The organism is Nostoc sp. UHCC 0251 (assembly GCF_034932245.1).
In the GTDB taxonomy this organism is placed as follows: Bacteria; Cyanobacteriota; Cyanobacteriia; order Cyanobacteriales; family Nostocaceae; genus Nostoc.
In genome coordinates this window covers 78,815-94,651 of record NZ_JAYGHD010000286.1, presented here as the reverse complement: position 1 = coordinate 94,651, position 15,837 = coordinate 78,815, and the positions used below count along the sequence as shown (strand labels likewise).

Here is a 15,837-nt window from a genome sequence, read left to right as displayed (position 1 = left end):
AAAAGGGTAAAGGTTAAAGGGGAAGGGGACAATACAGAACCTTTTCCCCTTCCCCTTTTCCCGACTTATGCAAGAAGTCTAGTGAAGAAGCCAGGAGACAGATGCAACACAGTGTAGGCAATCGAGACGCTACGCGAACAGACTTACACTGATAGCTTCCTGTACAGACGCGATTAATCGCGTCTCTCCTAGCTTCTGTAAAGAAGCAATTTCGCGTCTCTTTTTACACCTTTCCCGCCACAACCGAGTTTTTCTTCAAAAGTTCAATTGCTGCTTGATATTGCAGATCCGCTTCAGTGCCAATCTGCTCACGGTTAATGGCTGTTTGGGAAATCACTTTATCTGGCTTAATACCTAGTTTATTGATATCCCGGTGTTGAGGAGTTTCATACTTAGCAATTGTCACTGCCAAGCCCGAACCATCGGATAATTCAAATAAAGATTGAATTAAGCCCTTTCCAAAAGTAGTTTCACCTACCAACTCGGCACGACCATTATCTTGGAGTGCGCCGGCAAGAATTTCACTAGCACTAGCAGTTCCTTGATTCACCAAAATCACCAGAGGATCGGTCGTCAGGGGTGGACCAAAGGCTTCAAAACTACCTTGAATACCTTGTCGGTTCACAGTGTAGACAATCGTGCCAGAGTCTAACCACAAACGGGCGATTTCAATTCCTGATTGTAATAACCCCCCAGGATTATTTCGTAAATCTAGAATGTAGGCATCAGCGCCTTTTTTTTCTAGACTAGAAATAGCATGTGCCAATTCCGTTGAGGCGTTGGCATTGAATTGAGTAAGGCGTAGGTAGCCAATGGGCGTACCCTCAGGAGAAACACGCAAATCTGAAACCACAGGGTTAAGAGCAATGCGATCGCGTGTAAGTCTAATTTCTGTTTCTGTTTCTCCGTCCCGTTCGATGAGGAGAGTCACAAGGCTACCACTTGGGCCGCGCATTTTGGTCGCAGCTTCATCAAGGGTAAGATTTTCTGTGGAAATGCCTTCAATTTTGAGAATGCGATCGCGTGGTCTAATTCCCGCTTTATCTGCTGGTGAACCTACTATAGGAGCCACTACTTCTAACTTGCCAGTCTCAGGATTTAGGGCAATTTGTAATCCTACCCCAGTCAGTTCTCCAGAAGTATTTACCTGTAAGCTGCGGTACTGTTCTGGATCTAAAAAGCGCGTAAAAGGATCGTCGAGGCTCTTGAGCATCCTCCCAATTGCCGCATAACTGGCATTTGAGTCCGACAGTGGCTTCTCTAGAACCTTTTGCCGCACAGCCGCCCAGTTTTGATGATTAAACGTCTCATCTAGATAAGTGCGATTAACAATTCGCCAAACTTCCGAAACCAGCTTTTGTTCAGACGTTAAAGCCATCGCAGGCTGGGTGAGCGTACCCAACGCCAACCAAAACGCCATTAACAATGAAAATCCAACCCGTAAGACTTTTTTGTTCATGAACCCCATTATCAATTCCACCTCAACCCAAATTGCCTAGAAATGCCCACTTAACCCTGTTGTTGATGAAATCTATCTCTCGATTATGTTACTTTTTTTATAGAAGTAGTGCATTCTTCTCATCAAGTTGTTCACTCAACTGATGCGCTGTATCCACTCACCAAAGGATAAAATCTACTTTGTGTCCACCATTTTCTATGCAGGGGCGTAAAGAGATCGCAATATATTCCATCTTTACAGAGTGTAAAGTTTCTGAAGACTCTTAGCACGCTGAAAGCTGAAAAGCAAACAAAAAACTCGCCTTTACTAAAATCCCAAAATTGCTAATTGGGAGAGAAGTCTAAGCGGCGGCTTATGAGAAGTCCCTAGACAATTCTGTTGCTACCCCAGCCTATGGCAACCCCTTGGGCGAACCCGCAGGATGCCGAGGCTGGAGAACATCAGAATTTTGGTCGCCGATTTAGAACTTCGGGATTTATCAACCGCAACCGACTTTTAGGAACTTGAGATTGTATGGCCAACGTTTCCGACTGGTTTGAGGAACGCCTGGAGATTCAGGCACTCGCCGAAGACGTCACTAGTAAGTACGTCCCTCCTCACGTCAACATCTTCTACTGCCTGGGTGGAATTACCCTGGTTTGCTTTCTCATCCAGTTTGCCACTGGATTTGCGATGACGTTCTACTACAGGCCAACAGTTACTGAAGCTTTCTCCTCAGTGGAGTACATCATGAATGAAGTCAACTTCGGTTGGCTAATTCGCTCCATTCATCGTTGGTCTGCCAGCATGATGGTATTGATGATGATTTTGCACACCTTCCGGGTTTATTTGACTGGTGGTTTCAAAAAGCCCCGCGAACTGACCTGGATAAGTGGTGTGATCCTGGCTGTGATTACAGTCTCCTTTGGAGTCACTGGCTATTCCCTACCTTGGGATCAAGTTGGCTACTGGGCTGTGAAAATCGTTAGCGGCGTACCAGAAGCAATTCCCGTGGTTGGCGTTCTGATATCCGACCTGCTGCGCGGCGGTTCCAGTGTTGGTCAAGCAACACTAACTCGTTACTACAGCGCCCACACCTTTGTGCTGCCTTGGTTGATTGCAGTCTTCATGCTGTTCCACTTCTTGATGATCCGCAAACAAGGTATTTCCGGTCCTTTGTAATCTCAGCTATTAGTGAAAGGCAACACTATCAGTTTTCAGATGAAGTTGTTTGTTCTAAACTTATGAAACACAAGAAATTAATTGTACATAAGTTCCAAAAAACAAACACTTGTATCTTAAGCCTAAAGCTGGAGAGGCCCTACAGGCGGCTGACCGTAAATAGACAAACGCTGTTTGCTGCCTGTTAGGGTTGCCTAGTAGCTGATAGCTTTCACAAATGCTTTAATTTAACTTAAGCAGGAGAGCACATTTCAAAATGTCAACACAAAAAAAACCTGACCTGAGCGATCCTCAGTTAAGAGCCAAACTCGCTAAAGGCATGGGTCACAACTACTATGGTGAACCCGCTTGGCCTAATGACCTACTTTACGTGTTTCCAATCGTGATCATGGGTTCGTTCGCTGCGATTGTGGCTCTAGCTGTGCTAGATCCCGCTATGACCGGTGAACCAGCAAATCCTTTCGCCACACCATTGGAAATTTTGCCAGAGTGGTACTTGTATCCAGTCTTCCAAATTTTGCGATCGCTTCCTAACAAACTTTTAGGGGTGTTAGCAATGGGTTCCGTACCAGTGGGTCTTATCCTCGTTCCTTTTATTGAGAACGTTAATAAGTTCCAAAACCCCTTCCGTCGTCCAGTTGCAACCACAGTATTCCTATTTGGTACCCTTGTCACCATATGGCTGGGTATTGGTGCTGCCTTGCCATTGGATAAATCTTTGACTTTGGGACTATTCTAAATTAGTCACCAGAAAGTGCTTTGACGCCTGTGAGTTTCAAGAGCAGATGCAGATGTGCTTTTGAAAGAAATTTACAGGCGTCAATTTTAATAATTCAGATTGCATCTGGAATCTGAAGTTTTGGATGGAACAGCTATTCCAAAATCTAAAATCATTGAAAGTCATCAAATACAAACATTTTTCCCTTCCTTAACGTAAGTTGCTAGTTCCATTCCTCGAAATGCCAAAATTTTTCATGTTTTGTATTTTGGGACATAGAATATCTCAATTTAGATTCTTCTATATCAGAGAAATTTTGCGAATAGTGCAAAATTTAATAACTAGCAATTTGGGTTTACTTATATTTAAGTCACAGTTAATGTTTAGCATAGTGCAGCAAGACCATCTGACGGTTAAGAGCGAACTCAGTCTCCTAAACCAGGTGCAAGAATGGTTCGAGCAATTTTGTCTGCAATATTTGTCTCAACTTGGCTGGTCAAAAACCCAACTTGATCGCCTCAATTTAGCATTGGCAGAAGGCTTTACCAACGCTGTTCGTCACGCTCATCATGCTTTACCCCCAGAAACAACCATTGATATTAACATTTATCTCTGGATTGACCGACTAGAGATTAGAATTTGGGATTATGGAAAACCTTTTAATCCTGATGCGATCGCAGAGCCAGCCCCAGGTACTCTGCAAGTAGGTGGGTATGGATGGTTTCTCTTGCGGCGGTTGGCTGATCGTGTTGTATACGAACGTGGTGCAGATGGTAGAAATTGCCTCCTCATCGTCAAATACTCTGTAGAAGCACAAAAGTAAAAGTTAATTAGTTTGTAAAGTAAAGTTAAAAATACTTTTGATGCCAATTTTGGATTTTAAGCAAAGACGAGGATAGGGAAGAAGTCGCAGCAACGTGCGAGGGCGAAGTACAGCACGGCATAAATCCAATTCGCAATTCGCAATTCGCAATTCGCAATTCGCAATGGGCTAATGCCCCGCTCCGCTCTAAGCGCAGCCATGCCGCAGGCTTTACGCAATTAACCTCAGACAGACACTCCGGGATGGGGTTTTTACCTACCAAGAGAATACAAGGATTTTTTCTCGTGCGAACGCTACCGCGTAGCTTGCTTCTCCGTAGGAGTACGCGCCACTTGCGGGCAAGGTTTTGAACATGAAGCTTTTTTGATAAATCCACCTATTATTTCAATTAAAAAGACAAGCTGCTTTGGGCAAATTGTTAAAGGTAGGCTACACTTTCGCCACAACGTACTAGTCTTCTCTACGAAATGCTGAGTGTAATTTGATTACATTTATTCTTCTAAGTAAGCCGGCGCGAAGGTAGATTTTACTTAAAGTTAAGCCACTCACTTCAAGAAAAAACCACTAGGGGAACGAGTCTCTGGTCAAACATATTGTTATTTGATTGATAAAATTATACTTGTTTTTCAATAATATTTGGATTTGGGTAATATATTTTTTACGTTAAATTCCTTAGTTATTATGATTTTTTTTGTAAAGCCTTAGAAAATATTGTTGTATAAAAAGAATCAATGAATCCAGTAAAGATAGCATTCAAGTTATACAAGATCACTTGTTAAGATTTGTCAGCAGTGTTAAGAGCCTTATTTTTGCTCTCTAACAAGTGCCATTTTAGAGCGGTTACAAAGCGGTGCAATCGTGCCCTTACCGCGAGTGTAAATAACCTAACATGCACATCACTACAGTGACAGAAAACCTCAAGTTAGGTGATAAAGTTAATAAAAAAACCAACCATGTCTTCGTATTTTTGGAAATTTTTGCCCACGAAGGCGGTATTCAATCATATATAAAAGATATTTTTCGTGCCTATCTGGGATTGAGCCAACCCTACAAGGCGGAAGTATTTTTGCTGCGAGATAGTCCTGATAGCTTAAATCCGTTTGAAAACGAGAACTTAAAATTTCATTACTTTAAAAATCAGTCTCCCCAAATAGGGAGACTACAAATGGCAGCAGCTTTACTTAAGTGTCTGTTGCAAAGTCGGCCGCAGAAAGTTTTCTGCGGTCACATTAACTTAGCAATATTAGTACAAACTCTTTGTCAGCCTTTGGGGATTTCTTACACCGTGTTAACTTACGGCAAAGAAGTCTGGGAACCACTCAAAAATCAAGAACGTCGCGCCCTGACATCAGCATCTGGAATTTGGACGATTAGCCGCTACAGCCGCGATCGCGCTTGTGCTGGTAATAGTCTAAACCCGAAAATGGTACAGATGATGCCTTGTGCAATTGATGGAGATAAATTTACTCCTGGTTCCAAGCAGCCAGAATTAGTCCAGAAGTATGGTTTAACTGGTGCTAAGGTGTTAATGACAGTAGCGCGGTTATGGTCAGGGGATATTTACAAAGGTGTAGATGTAACGATTCGGGCATTACCACAAATCGCTCAGGTTTTCCCAGAAGTGAAATATTTAGTAATTGGTCGCGGTGATGACCAACCGCGATTAGCTATGCTAGCAAAAGAATTAGGTGTGAGCGATCGCGTCGTATTTGCTGGTTTCGTTGCTACAGAAGAATTAATAGAACATTACCGCCTTGCTGATGCATATATTATGCCTTCACAAGAAGGCTTTGGCATTGTTTATCTGGAGGCGATGGCTTGTGGAGTACCTGTATTATCCGGTGACGACGATGGCTCCGCTGACCCCCTACAAGATGGTAAACTGGGATGGCGAGTCCCACACCGCAGTCCTGATGCTGTAGCAGCGGCTTGTATAGAAATGCTTCAAGGGGATGACCAGCGATGTAATGGAGAGTGGCTAAGAGAACAAGCGATCGCTCTGTTTGGCATAGATGCCTTCCAACAGAACTTGCAAAAAATTCTTTTATCCTCAGTTTTGAGTTCCAATCACAAATGACTAATGATTAATGACTAAAATCGCTATCCTAGAAGGAGAGCAGGACGACATTTAAAAAATGAGCTTTAAGTCATTTCAATTGAATCTTTTAAATCTCCGCCCTTGGCTCACCCTGCTAGCAGTTGTTTGGTTGCTGGCATCACTGGGCTTGGGTTGGTTGGTTAATTCGTTACTAATTATTGTCGGGTTGCTGTTTTTGGCACCCATTGTGGCTTTTTTTGGCTTTCGTTGGTGGCTGCAACGCAACTTAGTTGCTGACCAGTGTCCCGTCTGTAGATATGAATTTACAGGTTTAAATAACAGTCAGTTGCAGTGTCCTAACTGTGGGGAGTCACTATTAGTACAAAATAGTCATTTTCAGCGCTTCACACCAGAAGGCACAATTGATATCAAAGCTGTGGAAGTCCCAGCCAAATCTCTGGAAGATTAGTCATAAGTCATTAGTCATTAGCAAAGGACAAATGACTAGTGACAAAGGACAAATGACTATTTATTTGTTTGTTTGTTGCGAGATTGAGAGGGTGTAGCTATTCTGTCCTTGGGATAATTCGCCCACAAACAGCAAGTATTTTCCTGGTTGCCAGTAACCAGAAAGTTCTGGCTTGCCTCCAGAGTAGCTATCTGCCATTACACAAAAGCGTCCCCCTGGCCCGTCGATCAACAGCGTTGGCTTCCCTTGACCCTCTACTGTTAATCGCAAATAAGGTAGTGCCTCTGTAACCTGGATAACTTGATTAGGTTCAGTGGTAATATTACCACAATTACTTTTGACAGTTCCCCCAGAGTTTCCGTTCAAAACCATTGGATCTGGTTGGAAATTCCGATTAATTTTGATTGTTGGTGTCTGTGCCAAATTAGCCTCAGTCAAAACCAAACTCATCGCCAAAGCTGTGGGAACAATTGCAAGTAGCCTAAGCGTTTTCATTTTAATTAATGCTCAAAATTTTTTTAGAGCAATATTGTTATACAGTAATGATTTAATTGACGACAGGAATCCATCTTTGTTCCAAAAGCTGTCGTATAAAGTAATACCATTTACTTAAGCATTTTTTGTGAAGATTTAATGAGTATAAAGACCATTAATCGTGCAAATTATCTATGTTTGGTGGCGCTTTTGCACCAATATATTTTACCCTACATTCTCCACTTCAATCCGTAACACGCTAGGATTCCAAAAATCATCATAATTTTTACTGCCCAGAAAGGTATTGCACACACATACATTAGCTAAAATCACTAAAACAACCACCAAAAATACAATTTGGTCTGTTGTGGAATAAGTGACCTAGCTGAGGTAGAAAAGATTTATGAATCCTCAAAGAGAAGAAGACTTGCAACGTCGCCTCAATAAGCTAGAGGCAGAGATTAATTTTTCGCCTGAAGTGGTTCCCCAACCACAAGAGCCAAAACAGACTGAGACATCTATTTTTGCCAGGTTTAACTTGCAACTGGAGCGATTTCAGATTTGGTTCAACAGCTTATCTGGGACAAAAAAGCTGGTAGTTTCGGGTGTGACGGTGCTAGTAGGCTTGGCAATGCTGCAAGCAGTGTTTAAACTGGTTGCATCTGTAATCAGTCTGGCACTTTTGGCATTGTTAGTGTATGTTGGATACAAATTTTTTGTGTCTAGTAGCTTTCAACGTAAGTAACAAGCTGATATGCATTTGTTCTGCACTCTGCCTGTAGTTATTAAATTCAGGAGCCAGGATAAAAAAGGCTCCTGACTTTTAACTCCTAAATTCTATTTCAAGCTGCTTTTCTTTTTACCGATTAGCTTAGTTTATTTTAATTGTGCCGATCGCGGCGTAGAAATAATATCAAAGGAAATTATACGATGACGACACCAATTGTCAGGAGAAGTAATAAATCTGGTCAGTCAAAAGAATCGGAAAGAGCCAGCTCGCTACTACTAGCAAGTAGACGTTTTGCTGCTTGGGCGGCTGAAATTACACTAGTGGTTACTAGCGGGTTGATTCCCTTCGGCATGGGTGTCTATGCCAATTCTAGAAGCGATTTTAATCGAGTGCCGCTTAACCCCGTGCTGGTAGTCACAGAAAGAGCGATCGCCAGACCCCTAGCTCTGCCTGTTAGCTATGGCATCCGTAACGTGGCATGGCCGACTAATATTTTGTGGACAATCGCCTTGTTAACACCTGTAACTCTCTCGTGGTGGCAATTGTATTTACTGGCTAAAACTGGTAGCACAATTCCTAAACGTTGGTTAAAAGTGCGGGTTGTCAACGCGCAAGGTAAGCCGCCTGGTTTAGGAGCAGTTGTGATTAGAGAAGGAGTTGGGCGTTGGACTGTACCCATTTCTATCGCTTATCTGCTGTGGCGCTACAGCTTTGCTTTTCCAAATTTAGGATTATTCACATTTTTGTCTTTGTTAATGATTGTGGGTGAAGGCATAGGCTTACCGTCGCGCCGGGGTCGTCGCGCACTGCACGATCAACTTGCAGGCACTCATGTAATAGATGCGACTCGCCCCTTACCATCCTCACTCTTAGCTAACAACAAACAAGCTCAATCTGCTGGCGATAATGATGAAGCAGAAGAATGGCACGAGGGAGAAGAATTAGCAGCAGCCCAAACCAACCAATCGACTAATCTGTGGCGGCGGATACAGCAAAATCCTAATCTGACTTTGTTTGGGGTAGGACTTACGAGTATGACTGCTGTATTGGCAACTTTAATAGGTACTCAAGTTTATATCCAAATTCAACAATCCCAGCGAGCAACCGAAAAAATCAACAGGCAACAGTTCCTCGAACTTCGCAACCAATTGAATTCCACCTCTGGGGCGACTAATGAGCAGCGCCAAAGTGCAATTCTGGCTATGGGTGGTATTAATGACCCACAGTCCATTAAATTCCTGGCGGATCTCTTGGTTAGCGAAACCAACCCCAGCCTCTTGGATACGATTCAACAAGCTTTGACAACTGTCGGCCCCCCAGCCATCCCGGAACTAAAAAATAAGAATCAGTTTTTGGTTAGCGAACTAGAGTCTGTGGGCAGTTCTGCAACCAAAGAACGGGAATTGCGGCAAGGGCGGCTACAAAGAAACCAACGAACGATTAACAAGATTCTCTCTGTTTACAGCGGTAAAATTGAGGGCGTTGACCTTAGTAGCACCCAATTAGGTCAAAGTGGTACTCCAGGAAGTTCCTTCTTTAACTTGGTACTAGACAACCTTGATGTATCAGGAGTTAAATTTAAATCCGCAAATCTTAACCAAGCCAGCTTTAAGGGAAGCCGTTTTCGGGGCATGGGTGAAGATGGACGCTGGGATACTTACGATGATGTGATGGCTGATTTAAGCCAAGCTCAGTTGCAGCAAGCCAATCTTACTGATGCTAACCTCAGTCGCGTCTTGATGAACCGTACCGATTTGAGCCGCGCCACTCTCAACAGAGCAAACTTATCCAACGCGCGTCTATATGAGGCTAAACTCAACAGCACTCAATTAGTAGGAGCCGATCTGCGAAACGCAGTTTTGGAAAAAGCCAGCTTGACTGGGGCTGATTTAGGTGACGCTCAATTGAACGAAGCCAATCTGTACTCTGCCCGTTTAGGTCGCGCCACTGCCATCGGAACACAATTATCCTTTGCCAATTTAGCTAACACTGATTGGCAAGGGGCAGATTTATCAGGAGCCTATTTGGATCGTGCTAATCTCAGCAATGCTAACTTGAGCGCCACTCGTCTAGCTGGTGCTGTTTTGCGTTCTGCCCAAATGGAAAACGTTAACTTGCAAAATGCCGATCTGAGTCTTGCAGATTTGCGAGGGGCAAATGTGGCAGGAGCAGATTTTAAGGGGGCAATTCTCGCTCCTAGCAAACAAGATCCAGCAGATCAATTTGTCCAAACCCCAGATTTAGGCTCAGTATCTGCCGTAGTCCAAGGGGTTGATTTTTCTCAAGCCAAAAATTTAGATCCCAAGCAATTAGCGTACATTTGTACTCAAGGAGGCATTCATCCTCGTTGCCCGTAGAATGAGAGGAGGAGCAGGGGAGGCAAGGGGAGCAGGGGAGGCAGGGGGAGCAGGGGAAGACAAGGGGACAAGGGGACAAAGAGAAGAACCGATGCCCAATGCCCAATGTCCAATGCCCGATGCCCAATGCCCAATGCCCAATGCCCAATGACTAATGACTAATGACAAATTGGTGTGAGGAGTTCGGTTATGAAGTATATTCCATATTTAGTTTCAGTTTTAGGGGCTGGTTTAGTTTTGAGTCTGGCGAGTGCCAAACCAGCACAAGCTCAAGTAGCCTATGGTAGTTATATTGGTATAGGCCCTACTGTTGGTTTTACTGATGGTATCCAATTGGGGGGGGTTATAGCGGGTCGGTACAAGCTTTTGGAAGCACCGATTTCACTGCGTGCCCAAGTTTTAATTGGTAATAATACGGCAGTTGTACCAACGGTTTCTTACGATTTTCCCCTCAACTGGCAAGCTGATGCCTACCTGGGTGCTGGGTTAGTATTGGCTGGTGGTGGTGGTTCTTCTCCTGTGGGCGACAAAATTAGTTTTGCTTTACAACCAGGCATTGATTATATGATCCCAAATAGCAATACTGTCCTTTTTGGAAACGCGATTATCGCTTTTGATGCCTACCGTGATAGCGGTGGTACAGCTATCTCTGTACAAGGTGGTGTTGGTTTTAGATTTTAATGGGCAATCCCTAAGAAGCGTTAAACTTCATTGCAAATTAAGAAGTTAGTCCAAACAACATGATAGTTTTTGGTCATGAAGAGAGACAGCATAGGATTAACACAGGAGAACACAGTGGCAATGGAATCAAATTTATTAACGGATGCGGGCGCAGATGAAGTGAATCAAGATTTCAGTGAATATGTCGCTAACCTGCAACTTCATATGACTCTGCAAGCTCGCAATCTTGTTCCAACCCTGAAGCAAACACTGGTAGATAGTCGCCAGCAATTACTCCATCAAACCCAAGCCCACTTTGAAAAGCTAGTTTCTCGACAAGGGCTATAAATATATACAAATTTTAATCAAAATTCAAATAAAATAAAGGCAGATGTTGGGTTAATGCCAATGGTGTTCTCACAAGGTCTGCTTTTTCTGCTTTTTTAAGTATTGAGTTACTAAAATCACCCTTTTGGCGCAATAGTAGAGAGCAGAAACTAGTTAAAATTATTGCAGCAGTTCCTTAGAAGAGCAGTTAGTTAAGGCTAAATGGCGGCTCAAATTAAAATGACTTCATTACTTCCTCGAAACCTCAGCGTTGTTATCCGACCAGTCCAATACCGGGATCTGGATGGGATTGAGCGTATAACTCAAGAGTCATTCGCAGCCCTAACTCCCAAGGGAAAAGGTTTTGCCATCAGCCAGATGCTCATGCTGCGTCGCTGGTATGGATTACTCAAATTTTTGAGTTGGTTTCCTAACCCGCTACAGTATCGCCTCTGTGCCTACATAGCAGAGCAAGGGCGGATGCTTCTAGGGATGATTCAAGTGTCACCTTTTAACCGGACACGCAGCACTTGGCGCATTGATCAAGTGCTGTTGGAGCGTGGTGTCGATAAACAAGGAGTTGGCTCGCAACTTTTGCGTCATTGCTTTGAATCGATTCTGGAAGCTCGCACTTGGTTATTGGAAGTTAATATCAACGATATAGAGGCGTTGGCCCTATATCGACAAAATGGATTCCAACGTCTAGCAGAAATGACGTACTGGGAAATTGGGCCAGAATTACTGGCTGAATTGGCACAAGCAGAACCAGACTTACCCAACCTCTTGCCAGTAAGTAATGCTGATGCCCAGTTGCTATATCAACTAGATACGGCATCTATGCCACCTTTGGTACGTCAGGTTTTTGACCGTAACACGCGCGACTTTAAAACCAGCTTGTTCGGCGCTTTAACTGATGCAGTAATGCAATGGGTGAGCAAAACAGAAGTAGTAAGTGGTTACGTATTTGAACCGCAACGCAAAGCTGCGATCGGCTATTTTCAGGTGCAACTTGACCGTAAGGGCGAAGTCCCCCACGTTGCAACGCTGACGGTTCATCCTGCTTACACCTGGCTGTATCCAGAATTACTATCTCAGCTGGCTCGTATTGCCCAAGATTTTCCCGAGCAAGGGTTACAACTAGCTTCCTCAGACTATCAGGCAGAGCGAGAAGAATATTTGGAACGAATTGGGGCAAAACGCATAGAACATACATTAGTTATGTCTCGCTCTGTGTGGCACAAGCTACGGGAGTCTAAATTCGTTTCCTTAGAAGGAATTCAGTGGACTGATATGCTGCAAGGGTTACAACCGACACGTAAACCTATACCAGGTGGAATGTCATGGATACAACCAGGACAGCTGCCATCGTCAGATAAACCACTGCCAAGCAAGTCAGAACCGATTAACTTTTCGGTAAAAAATCCTAGCATGGAAGCATCGCCGATTTCTGAATCAGCAGATGCACAGCAGGAGAATTAGCGTGATATCCCAGGAGCAACCAAAACCGTTTATTTCAGCATTGGGGCTAGATTTCGGTCGCAAGCGAATTGGTGTGGCAGGGTGCGATCGCACGGGTTTAATTGCCACGGGTATCACAACAATTGAGCGCACATCTTTTGAGCAAGATGTTGAGCAGATCCGACAAATAGTTAATGAACGCGAGGTGCAAATCCTAGTTATGGGCTTACCTTATTCAATGGATGGCTCACTGGGATTTCAGGCGCGTCAAGTTCAAAAATTTACTACAAGACTGACTAAAGCTTTGAAACTGCCTGTGGAATATGTGGATGAGCGATTAACTTCATTTCAAGCAGAGCAACTGCTGATAGCTGAGAACCGCTCCCCGTCACGCCATAAAGCTTTGATTGACCGCAAGGCAGCTGCTTTGATTTTGCAACAATGGCTAGATGCCAAGCGTGCCAATTGCCGCAGTTCAGTGGCGGCTATTGAGTATTGATACCTTTTAACATGATATTCTGAAAACGATTAGCCAGCAGTTGTATCTACGTGTAAAGCTATTTGGTTGACATAATATGTGATTAAATAGTTCAGCGATTTCCAAAGTTGCTGGAATTTATTAAATTTCTACATTTCGGCTATGTTTTCCTCTCCTTTTCCTGAAGAAAATGATAACGCTCATGCGGGTTCCATCACTTTAACCGATGACAAAGGGCGATCGCTCGAATGTTATGTAGAGCATTCCCTTGAAGTAGATGAACAAGAATACGTTTTACTTCTTCCTGTTGACTCACCTGTAGAAATTTTTTCTTGGGAAGGTGACGGTGAGGAAGAAGAAGCGGTTCTGGTAGAAGACGACACCATCATTGAGCAAATTTTTGCCACTGCCCAAGCTGTACTATCTGAGCAGAATCTGATATTGAAGAATACAGCCTACGCTCTGACAGTTGCAGGTGATTTACCGCCAGTTGAAGAATCAGAACTCTTCACCTTAGAAATCGAAGATGAAGAGGCAGATTTAGAGCCAGAGCAATTACAGCTACTTGCTAGCTTTTATGATGAAGATCAGGAGTATGCAATTTATACACCCCTTGATCCTTTGTTGTTTTTTGCACGGATAACAAAAACAGGCGAACCTGAATTACTCTCTCCAGAGGAGTTTCGCAAAGTGCAGCCTCTATTAGAGGAACATCTTTTTAATGAAGTGGAATAAAATTAAACCAATTCGCAATTCGCAATGACGCTCCTACGTCGCTCTAAGCGAAGCCATGCCGAAGGCTTTACGCTGCGCTAACGCAATTACGTTTTGTAACGGGGATTTTACCCCGACACAAAACTTGCTGCCTATGAAGGCAAGGGACTTAAACCCCCAAACTTTGTTAAAAATTCAAAATGTTACATTTTCATTTTGAATTCTTTAATTGGTAATTTTCATGACAATGAAAATCTACTTAAACCTTTTACCATGTCCCATTAAATGTGGAAGCAATGAAACATTGACATTAAATTGGGACAATTAGTACCGCATGGCGAAAGTCAAAAGTTAACAGTGAGCGAAGTAGAAGTGTTAAAAGTCAAAAACCTTATAGGGCAGACTTTTTGGCTGTTTGGAATGAGTGGTTTATGTACGCCATAGTTTACTAGTCTTGTTTAAGATTCTGGAAAAAGCATTTTGATAGGAATTTCTAATTCCATTATCCGTCTTGAAAAGTTTGCCACGGAGGGAAACCCTCCTTACAACTTTCCGCAAAATCCAAAATTGGTATGAGGTGCTGAAAATGGCTTATAGCGACTTTACATTAAGTCAATTTAAAAAGTCATTCAGCATCCACATCGATGAAGAAACTGATTTATGTGCTGACATAGAACCTTTACAGCCAAGCGAGAAACTCATAAATTCTTTAGAAGAAACGGCAGAACTGGCTTTAGCAATTAATACTGAAAAAGCTCGTTCAGAAATGATTATCACTCCAATATTGTTGGAGGTAAGACGCAAAGCTAATTATCCAATTAGTTTGTTTTCAGGAATAGATTTTAATGTAGATGTAGAAAAAGGTCTGAATGGCTATTGTGACTTTATCATTAGTCGTTCTAAAGAGCAACTAACAATTAATGTGCCTGTGGTGGTTATTATTGAAGCCAAAAATGAAAATATTAAAGCTGGATTAGGGCAATGTGCGGCCGCAATGTTAGCAGCACAATTGTTTAATCAACAAGAAGGAAATGAAATTAAAAAAATTTATGGCGCGGTAACAACGGGGGATATTTGGAAGTTTTTGAAGTTAGAATAAAACGATATATTTATTGATTTGAGTAATTATTACATCAAAGAGATAGATAAGATTTTAGGAATTTTATCTCAAAATGTTCAGGGAGATATTCCAGCATGGCGTTCGACTAACTAAACTATATTGGGTTATGCTCATTTGTCTAGAGCTACTTAAATTTGACTGTTGATTATGGTCTGGAACAATCTTTTACAGCCTGACTTGATTTTAGAAGGTTCAGTGTTGAACCTAACACCAGATATTATCCAAAAATACGGGCTTAAAGGGCTGGTATTGGATGTAGATGAAACCTTAGTACCCTTTAGAGTAGGGCTGGCTTCCCCAGAACTACAAGAATGGGTAGAGCAAATTCGTGCCTGTACTGCATTGTGCTTGGTCAGTAATAACCTGAGTGAAGCGCGAATTGGTGGAATTGCGCGATCGCTAAATTTACCTTACTACTTGGGTGCAGCCAAGCCCTCCCGACGCAAAATTAGGGCAGCCCTTAGGGGAATGGATCTACCAGTGCATCAAGTAGGGATGGTAGGCGATCGCTTGTTTACGGATGTTATAGCAGGTAATCGCCTGGGGATGTTTACCATTCTAGTTGAACCGATTGTTCATGCAGATGCGGCCCTCCGTTCTCATCCCATCCGCAACTTTGAAGTTTGGATATCGGAAATCTTAGGAGCCTCTATTACCCCCAAGAAAACCAAGATTCACAAAAGCTAAAAAATCACCCGGAAAGTAAATCTAAAGAAATGATTAAGGAATCTTAATGGAATCAAAAAATCGGGGATCATAATTATTAATAACATGGGGTCAGCCAAAAAAGACCCTACAGCATACAAAATAAATATAAACTCGTAAAGCGTCAGCCTTCACTATAGAAGGAT

16 protein-coding genes and 1 pseudogene are annotated in these 15,837 nt (G+C 42.8%); 15 read left to right on the top strand and 2 right to left on the bottom strand.

The window, feature by feature from the left end; genetic code table 11:
• Positions 1–223 precede the first annotated feature (223 nt).
• Positions 224–1,468 (bottom strand): carboxyl-terminal processing protease CtpA, encoded by a 1,245-nt coding sequence (gene ctpA / locus VB740_RS18760; RefSeq protein WP_323201444.1) that lies wholly within the window; start codon positions 1,466–1,468, stop codon positions 224–226.
• Between the two features lie 504 nt (positions 1,469–1,972).
• On the opposite strand from ctpA, the gene petB reads away from it, so the two are divergent.
• The 5 genes from petB to VB740_RS18735 all read left to right on the top strand — a co-directional run bounded on the left by petB (position 1,973) and on the right by VB740_RS18735 (position 6,668).
• On the top strand, positions 1,973–2,620 hold the full coding sequence (gene petB / locus VB740_RS18755; protein ID WP_094332660.1) for a cytochrome b6: 648 nt from the start codon (positions 1,973–1,975) through the stop codon (positions 2,618–2,620).
• A gap of 256 nt (positions 2,621–2,876) precedes the next feature.
• Positions 2,877–3,359, top strand: coding sequence for a cytochrome b6-f complex subunit IV (gene petD, locus VB740_RS18750; RefSeq protein ID WP_190730883.1), 483 nt, complete (start codon positions 2,877–2,879; stop codon positions 3,357–3,359).
• A 358-nt stretch (positions 3,360–3,717) separates the two neighbouring features.
• Positions 3,718–4,161: an anti-sigma regulatory factor gene (locus VB740_RS18745; protein WP_323201443.1), complete on the top strand. Its 444-nt coding sequence runs from the start codon at positions 3,718–3,720 to the stop codon at positions 4,159–4,161.
• Positions 4,162–5,050: 889 nt separating this feature from the next.
• Complete coding sequence (locus VB740_RS18740; protein WP_323201442.1) at positions 5,051–6,238, top strand: glycosyltransferase family 4 protein; 1,188 nt, start codon at positions 5,051–5,053, stop codon at positions 6,236–6,238.
• 58 nt (positions 6,239–6,296) lie between these two features.
• Entirely contained in the window at positions 6,297–6,668 is a 372-nt protein-coding gene (locus VB740_RS18735) for a hypothetical protein (protein WP_323201441.1), read from the top strand.
• A 60-nt stretch (positions 6,669–6,728) separates the two neighbouring features.
• Here the strand turns inward: VB740_RS18735 and VB740_RS18730 are convergent, their stop codons facing one another.
• On the bottom strand, positions 6,729–7,163 hold the full coding sequence (locus VB740_RS18730) for a hypothetical protein (protein ID WP_323201440.1): 435 nt from the start codon (positions 7,161–7,163) through the stop codon (positions 6,729–6,731).
• Between the two features lie 382 nt (positions 7,164–7,545).
• Here VB740_RS18730 and VB740_RS18725 point away from each other — a divergent pair, with 382 nt between their 5' ends.
• From VB740_RS18725 to VB740_RS18680, 10 genes and pseudogenes are all read left to right on the top strand, one after another.
• Positions 7,546–7,887 (top strand): hypothetical protein, encoded by a 342-nt coding sequence (locus VB740_RS18725; protein WP_323201439.1) that lies wholly within the window; start codon positions 7,546–7,548, stop codon positions 7,885–7,887.
• 185 nt (positions 7,888–8,072) lie between these two features.
• Positions 8,073–10,229: a pentapeptide repeat-containing protein gene (locus VB740_RS18720; protein WP_323201438.1), complete on the top strand. Its 2,157-nt coding sequence runs from the start codon at positions 8,073–8,075 to the stop codon at positions 10,227–10,229.
• A 1-nt stretch (position 10,230) separates the two neighbouring features.
• A complete protein-coding gene (locus VB740_RS18715) occupies positions 10,231–10,380 on the top strand; it encodes a histidine kinase (protein ID WP_323201437.1) in 150 nt (49 codons plus the stop codon).
• A 38-nt stretch (positions 10,381–10,418) separates the two neighbouring features.
• The gene (locus VB740_RS18710; protein ID WP_323201436.1) at positions 10,419–10,910 is read left to right on the top strand and encodes a hypothetical protein; all 492 of its coding nucleotides are present in this window, start codon (positions 10,419–10,421) and stop codon (positions 10,908–10,910) included.
• A gap of 120 nt (positions 10,911–11,030) precedes the next feature.
• On the top strand, positions 11,031–11,237 hold the full coding sequence (locus tag VB740_RS18705; RefSeq protein ID WP_273769525.1) for a hypothetical protein: 207 nt from the start codon (positions 11,031–11,033) through the stop codon (positions 11,235–11,237).
• A gap of 201 nt (positions 11,238–11,438) precedes the next feature.
• The gene (locus VB740_RS18700) at positions 11,439–12,695 is read left to right on the top strand and encodes a GNAT family N-acetyltransferase (RefSeq protein WP_323201435.1); all 1,257 of its coding nucleotides are present in this window, start codon (positions 11,439–11,441) and stop codon (positions 12,693–12,695) included.
• A 1-nt stretch (position 12,696) separates the two neighbouring features.
• Positions 12,697–13,173 carry a Holliday junction resolvase RuvX gene (ruvX, locus tag VB740_RS18695; RefSeq protein WP_323201434.1) on the top strand — a complete coding sequence of 159 codons (477 nt, stop codon included), beginning with the start codon at positions 12,697–12,699 and terminating at the stop codon, positions 13,171–13,173.
• Positions 13,174–13,314: 141 nt separating this feature from the next.
• Complete coding sequence (locus VB740_RS18690; RefSeq protein WP_323201433.1) at positions 13,315–13,887, top strand: DUF3727 domain-containing protein; 573 nt, start codon at positions 13,315–13,317, stop codon at positions 13,885–13,887.
• A gap of 565 nt (positions 13,888–14,452) precedes the next feature.
• Positions 14,453–15,079 (top strand): annotated as a pseudogene (locus VB740_RS18685) (hypothetical protein).
• Positions 15,080–15,133: 54 nt separating this feature from the next.
• Complete coding sequence (locus VB740_RS18680; protein WP_323201432.1) at positions 15,134–15,673, top strand: YqeG family HAD IIIA-type phosphatase; 540 nt, start codon at positions 15,134–15,136, stop codon at positions 15,671–15,673.
• The last annotated feature ends 164 nt before the right edge of the window (positions 15,674–15,837 follow it).

Bases quoted from the DNA above. Each gene is read 5' to 3' on its own strand.
- VB740_RS18720 (WP_323201438.1), top strand. From the start codon at position 8,073: ATGACGACACCAATTGTCAGGAGAAGTAATAAATCTGGTCAGTCAAAA.
- VB740_RS18710 (WP_323201436.1), top strand. From the start codon at position 10,419: ATGAAGTATATTCCATATTTAGTTTCAGTTTTAGGGGCTGGTTTAGTT.
- VB740_RS18705 (WP_273769525.1), top strand. From the start codon at position 11,031: ATGGAATCAAATTTATTAACGGATGCGGGCGCAGATGAAGTGAATCAA.
- VB740_RS18735 (WP_323201441.1), top strand. From the start codon at position 6,297: ATGAGCTTTAAGTCATTTCAATTGAATCTTTTAAATCTCCGCCCTTGG.
- VB740_RS18745 (WP_323201443.1), top strand. From the start codon at position 3,718: ATGTTTAGCATAGTGCAGCAAGACCATCTGACGGTTAAGAGCGAACTC.
- VB740_RS18690 (WP_323201433.1), top strand. From the start codon at position 13,315: ATGTTTTCCTCTCCTTTTCCTGAAGAAAATGATAACGCTCATGCGGGT.
- petB (WP_094332660.1), top strand. From the start codon at position 1,973: ATGGCCAACGTTTCCGACTGGTTTGAGGAACGCCTGGAGATTCAGGCA.
- VB740_RS18715 (WP_323201437.1), top strand. From the start codon at position 10,231: ATGAGAGGAGGAGCAGGGGAGGCAAGGGGAGCAGGGGAGGCAGGGGGA.
- ctpA (WP_323201444.1), bottom strand. From the start codon at position 1,468: ATGGGGTTCATGAACAAAAAAGTCTTACGGGTTGGATTTTCATTGTTA.
- VB740_RS18725 (WP_323201439.1), top strand. From the start codon at position 7,546: ATGAATCCTCAAAGAGAAGAAGACTTGCAACGTCGCCTCAATAAGCTA.
- VB740_RS18740 (WP_323201442.1), top strand. From the start codon at position 5,051: ATGCACATCACTACAGTGACAGAAAACCTCAAGTTAGGTGATAAAGTT.
- VB740_RS18730 (WP_323201440.1), bottom strand. From the start codon at position 7,163: ATGAAAACGCTTAGGCTACTTGCAATTGTTCCCACAGCTTTGGCGATG.
- VB740_RS18680 (WP_323201432.1), top strand. From the start codon at position 15,134: ATGGTCTGGAACAATCTTTTACAGCCTGACTTGATTTTAGAAGGTTCA.
- petD (WP_190730883.1), top strand. From the start codon at position 2,877: ATGTCAACACAAAAAAAACCTGACCTGAGCGATCCTCAGTTAAGAGCC.
- VB740_RS18700 (WP_323201435.1), top strand. From the start codon at position 11,439: ATGGCGGCTCAAATTAAAATGACTTCATTACTTCCTCGAAACCTCAGC.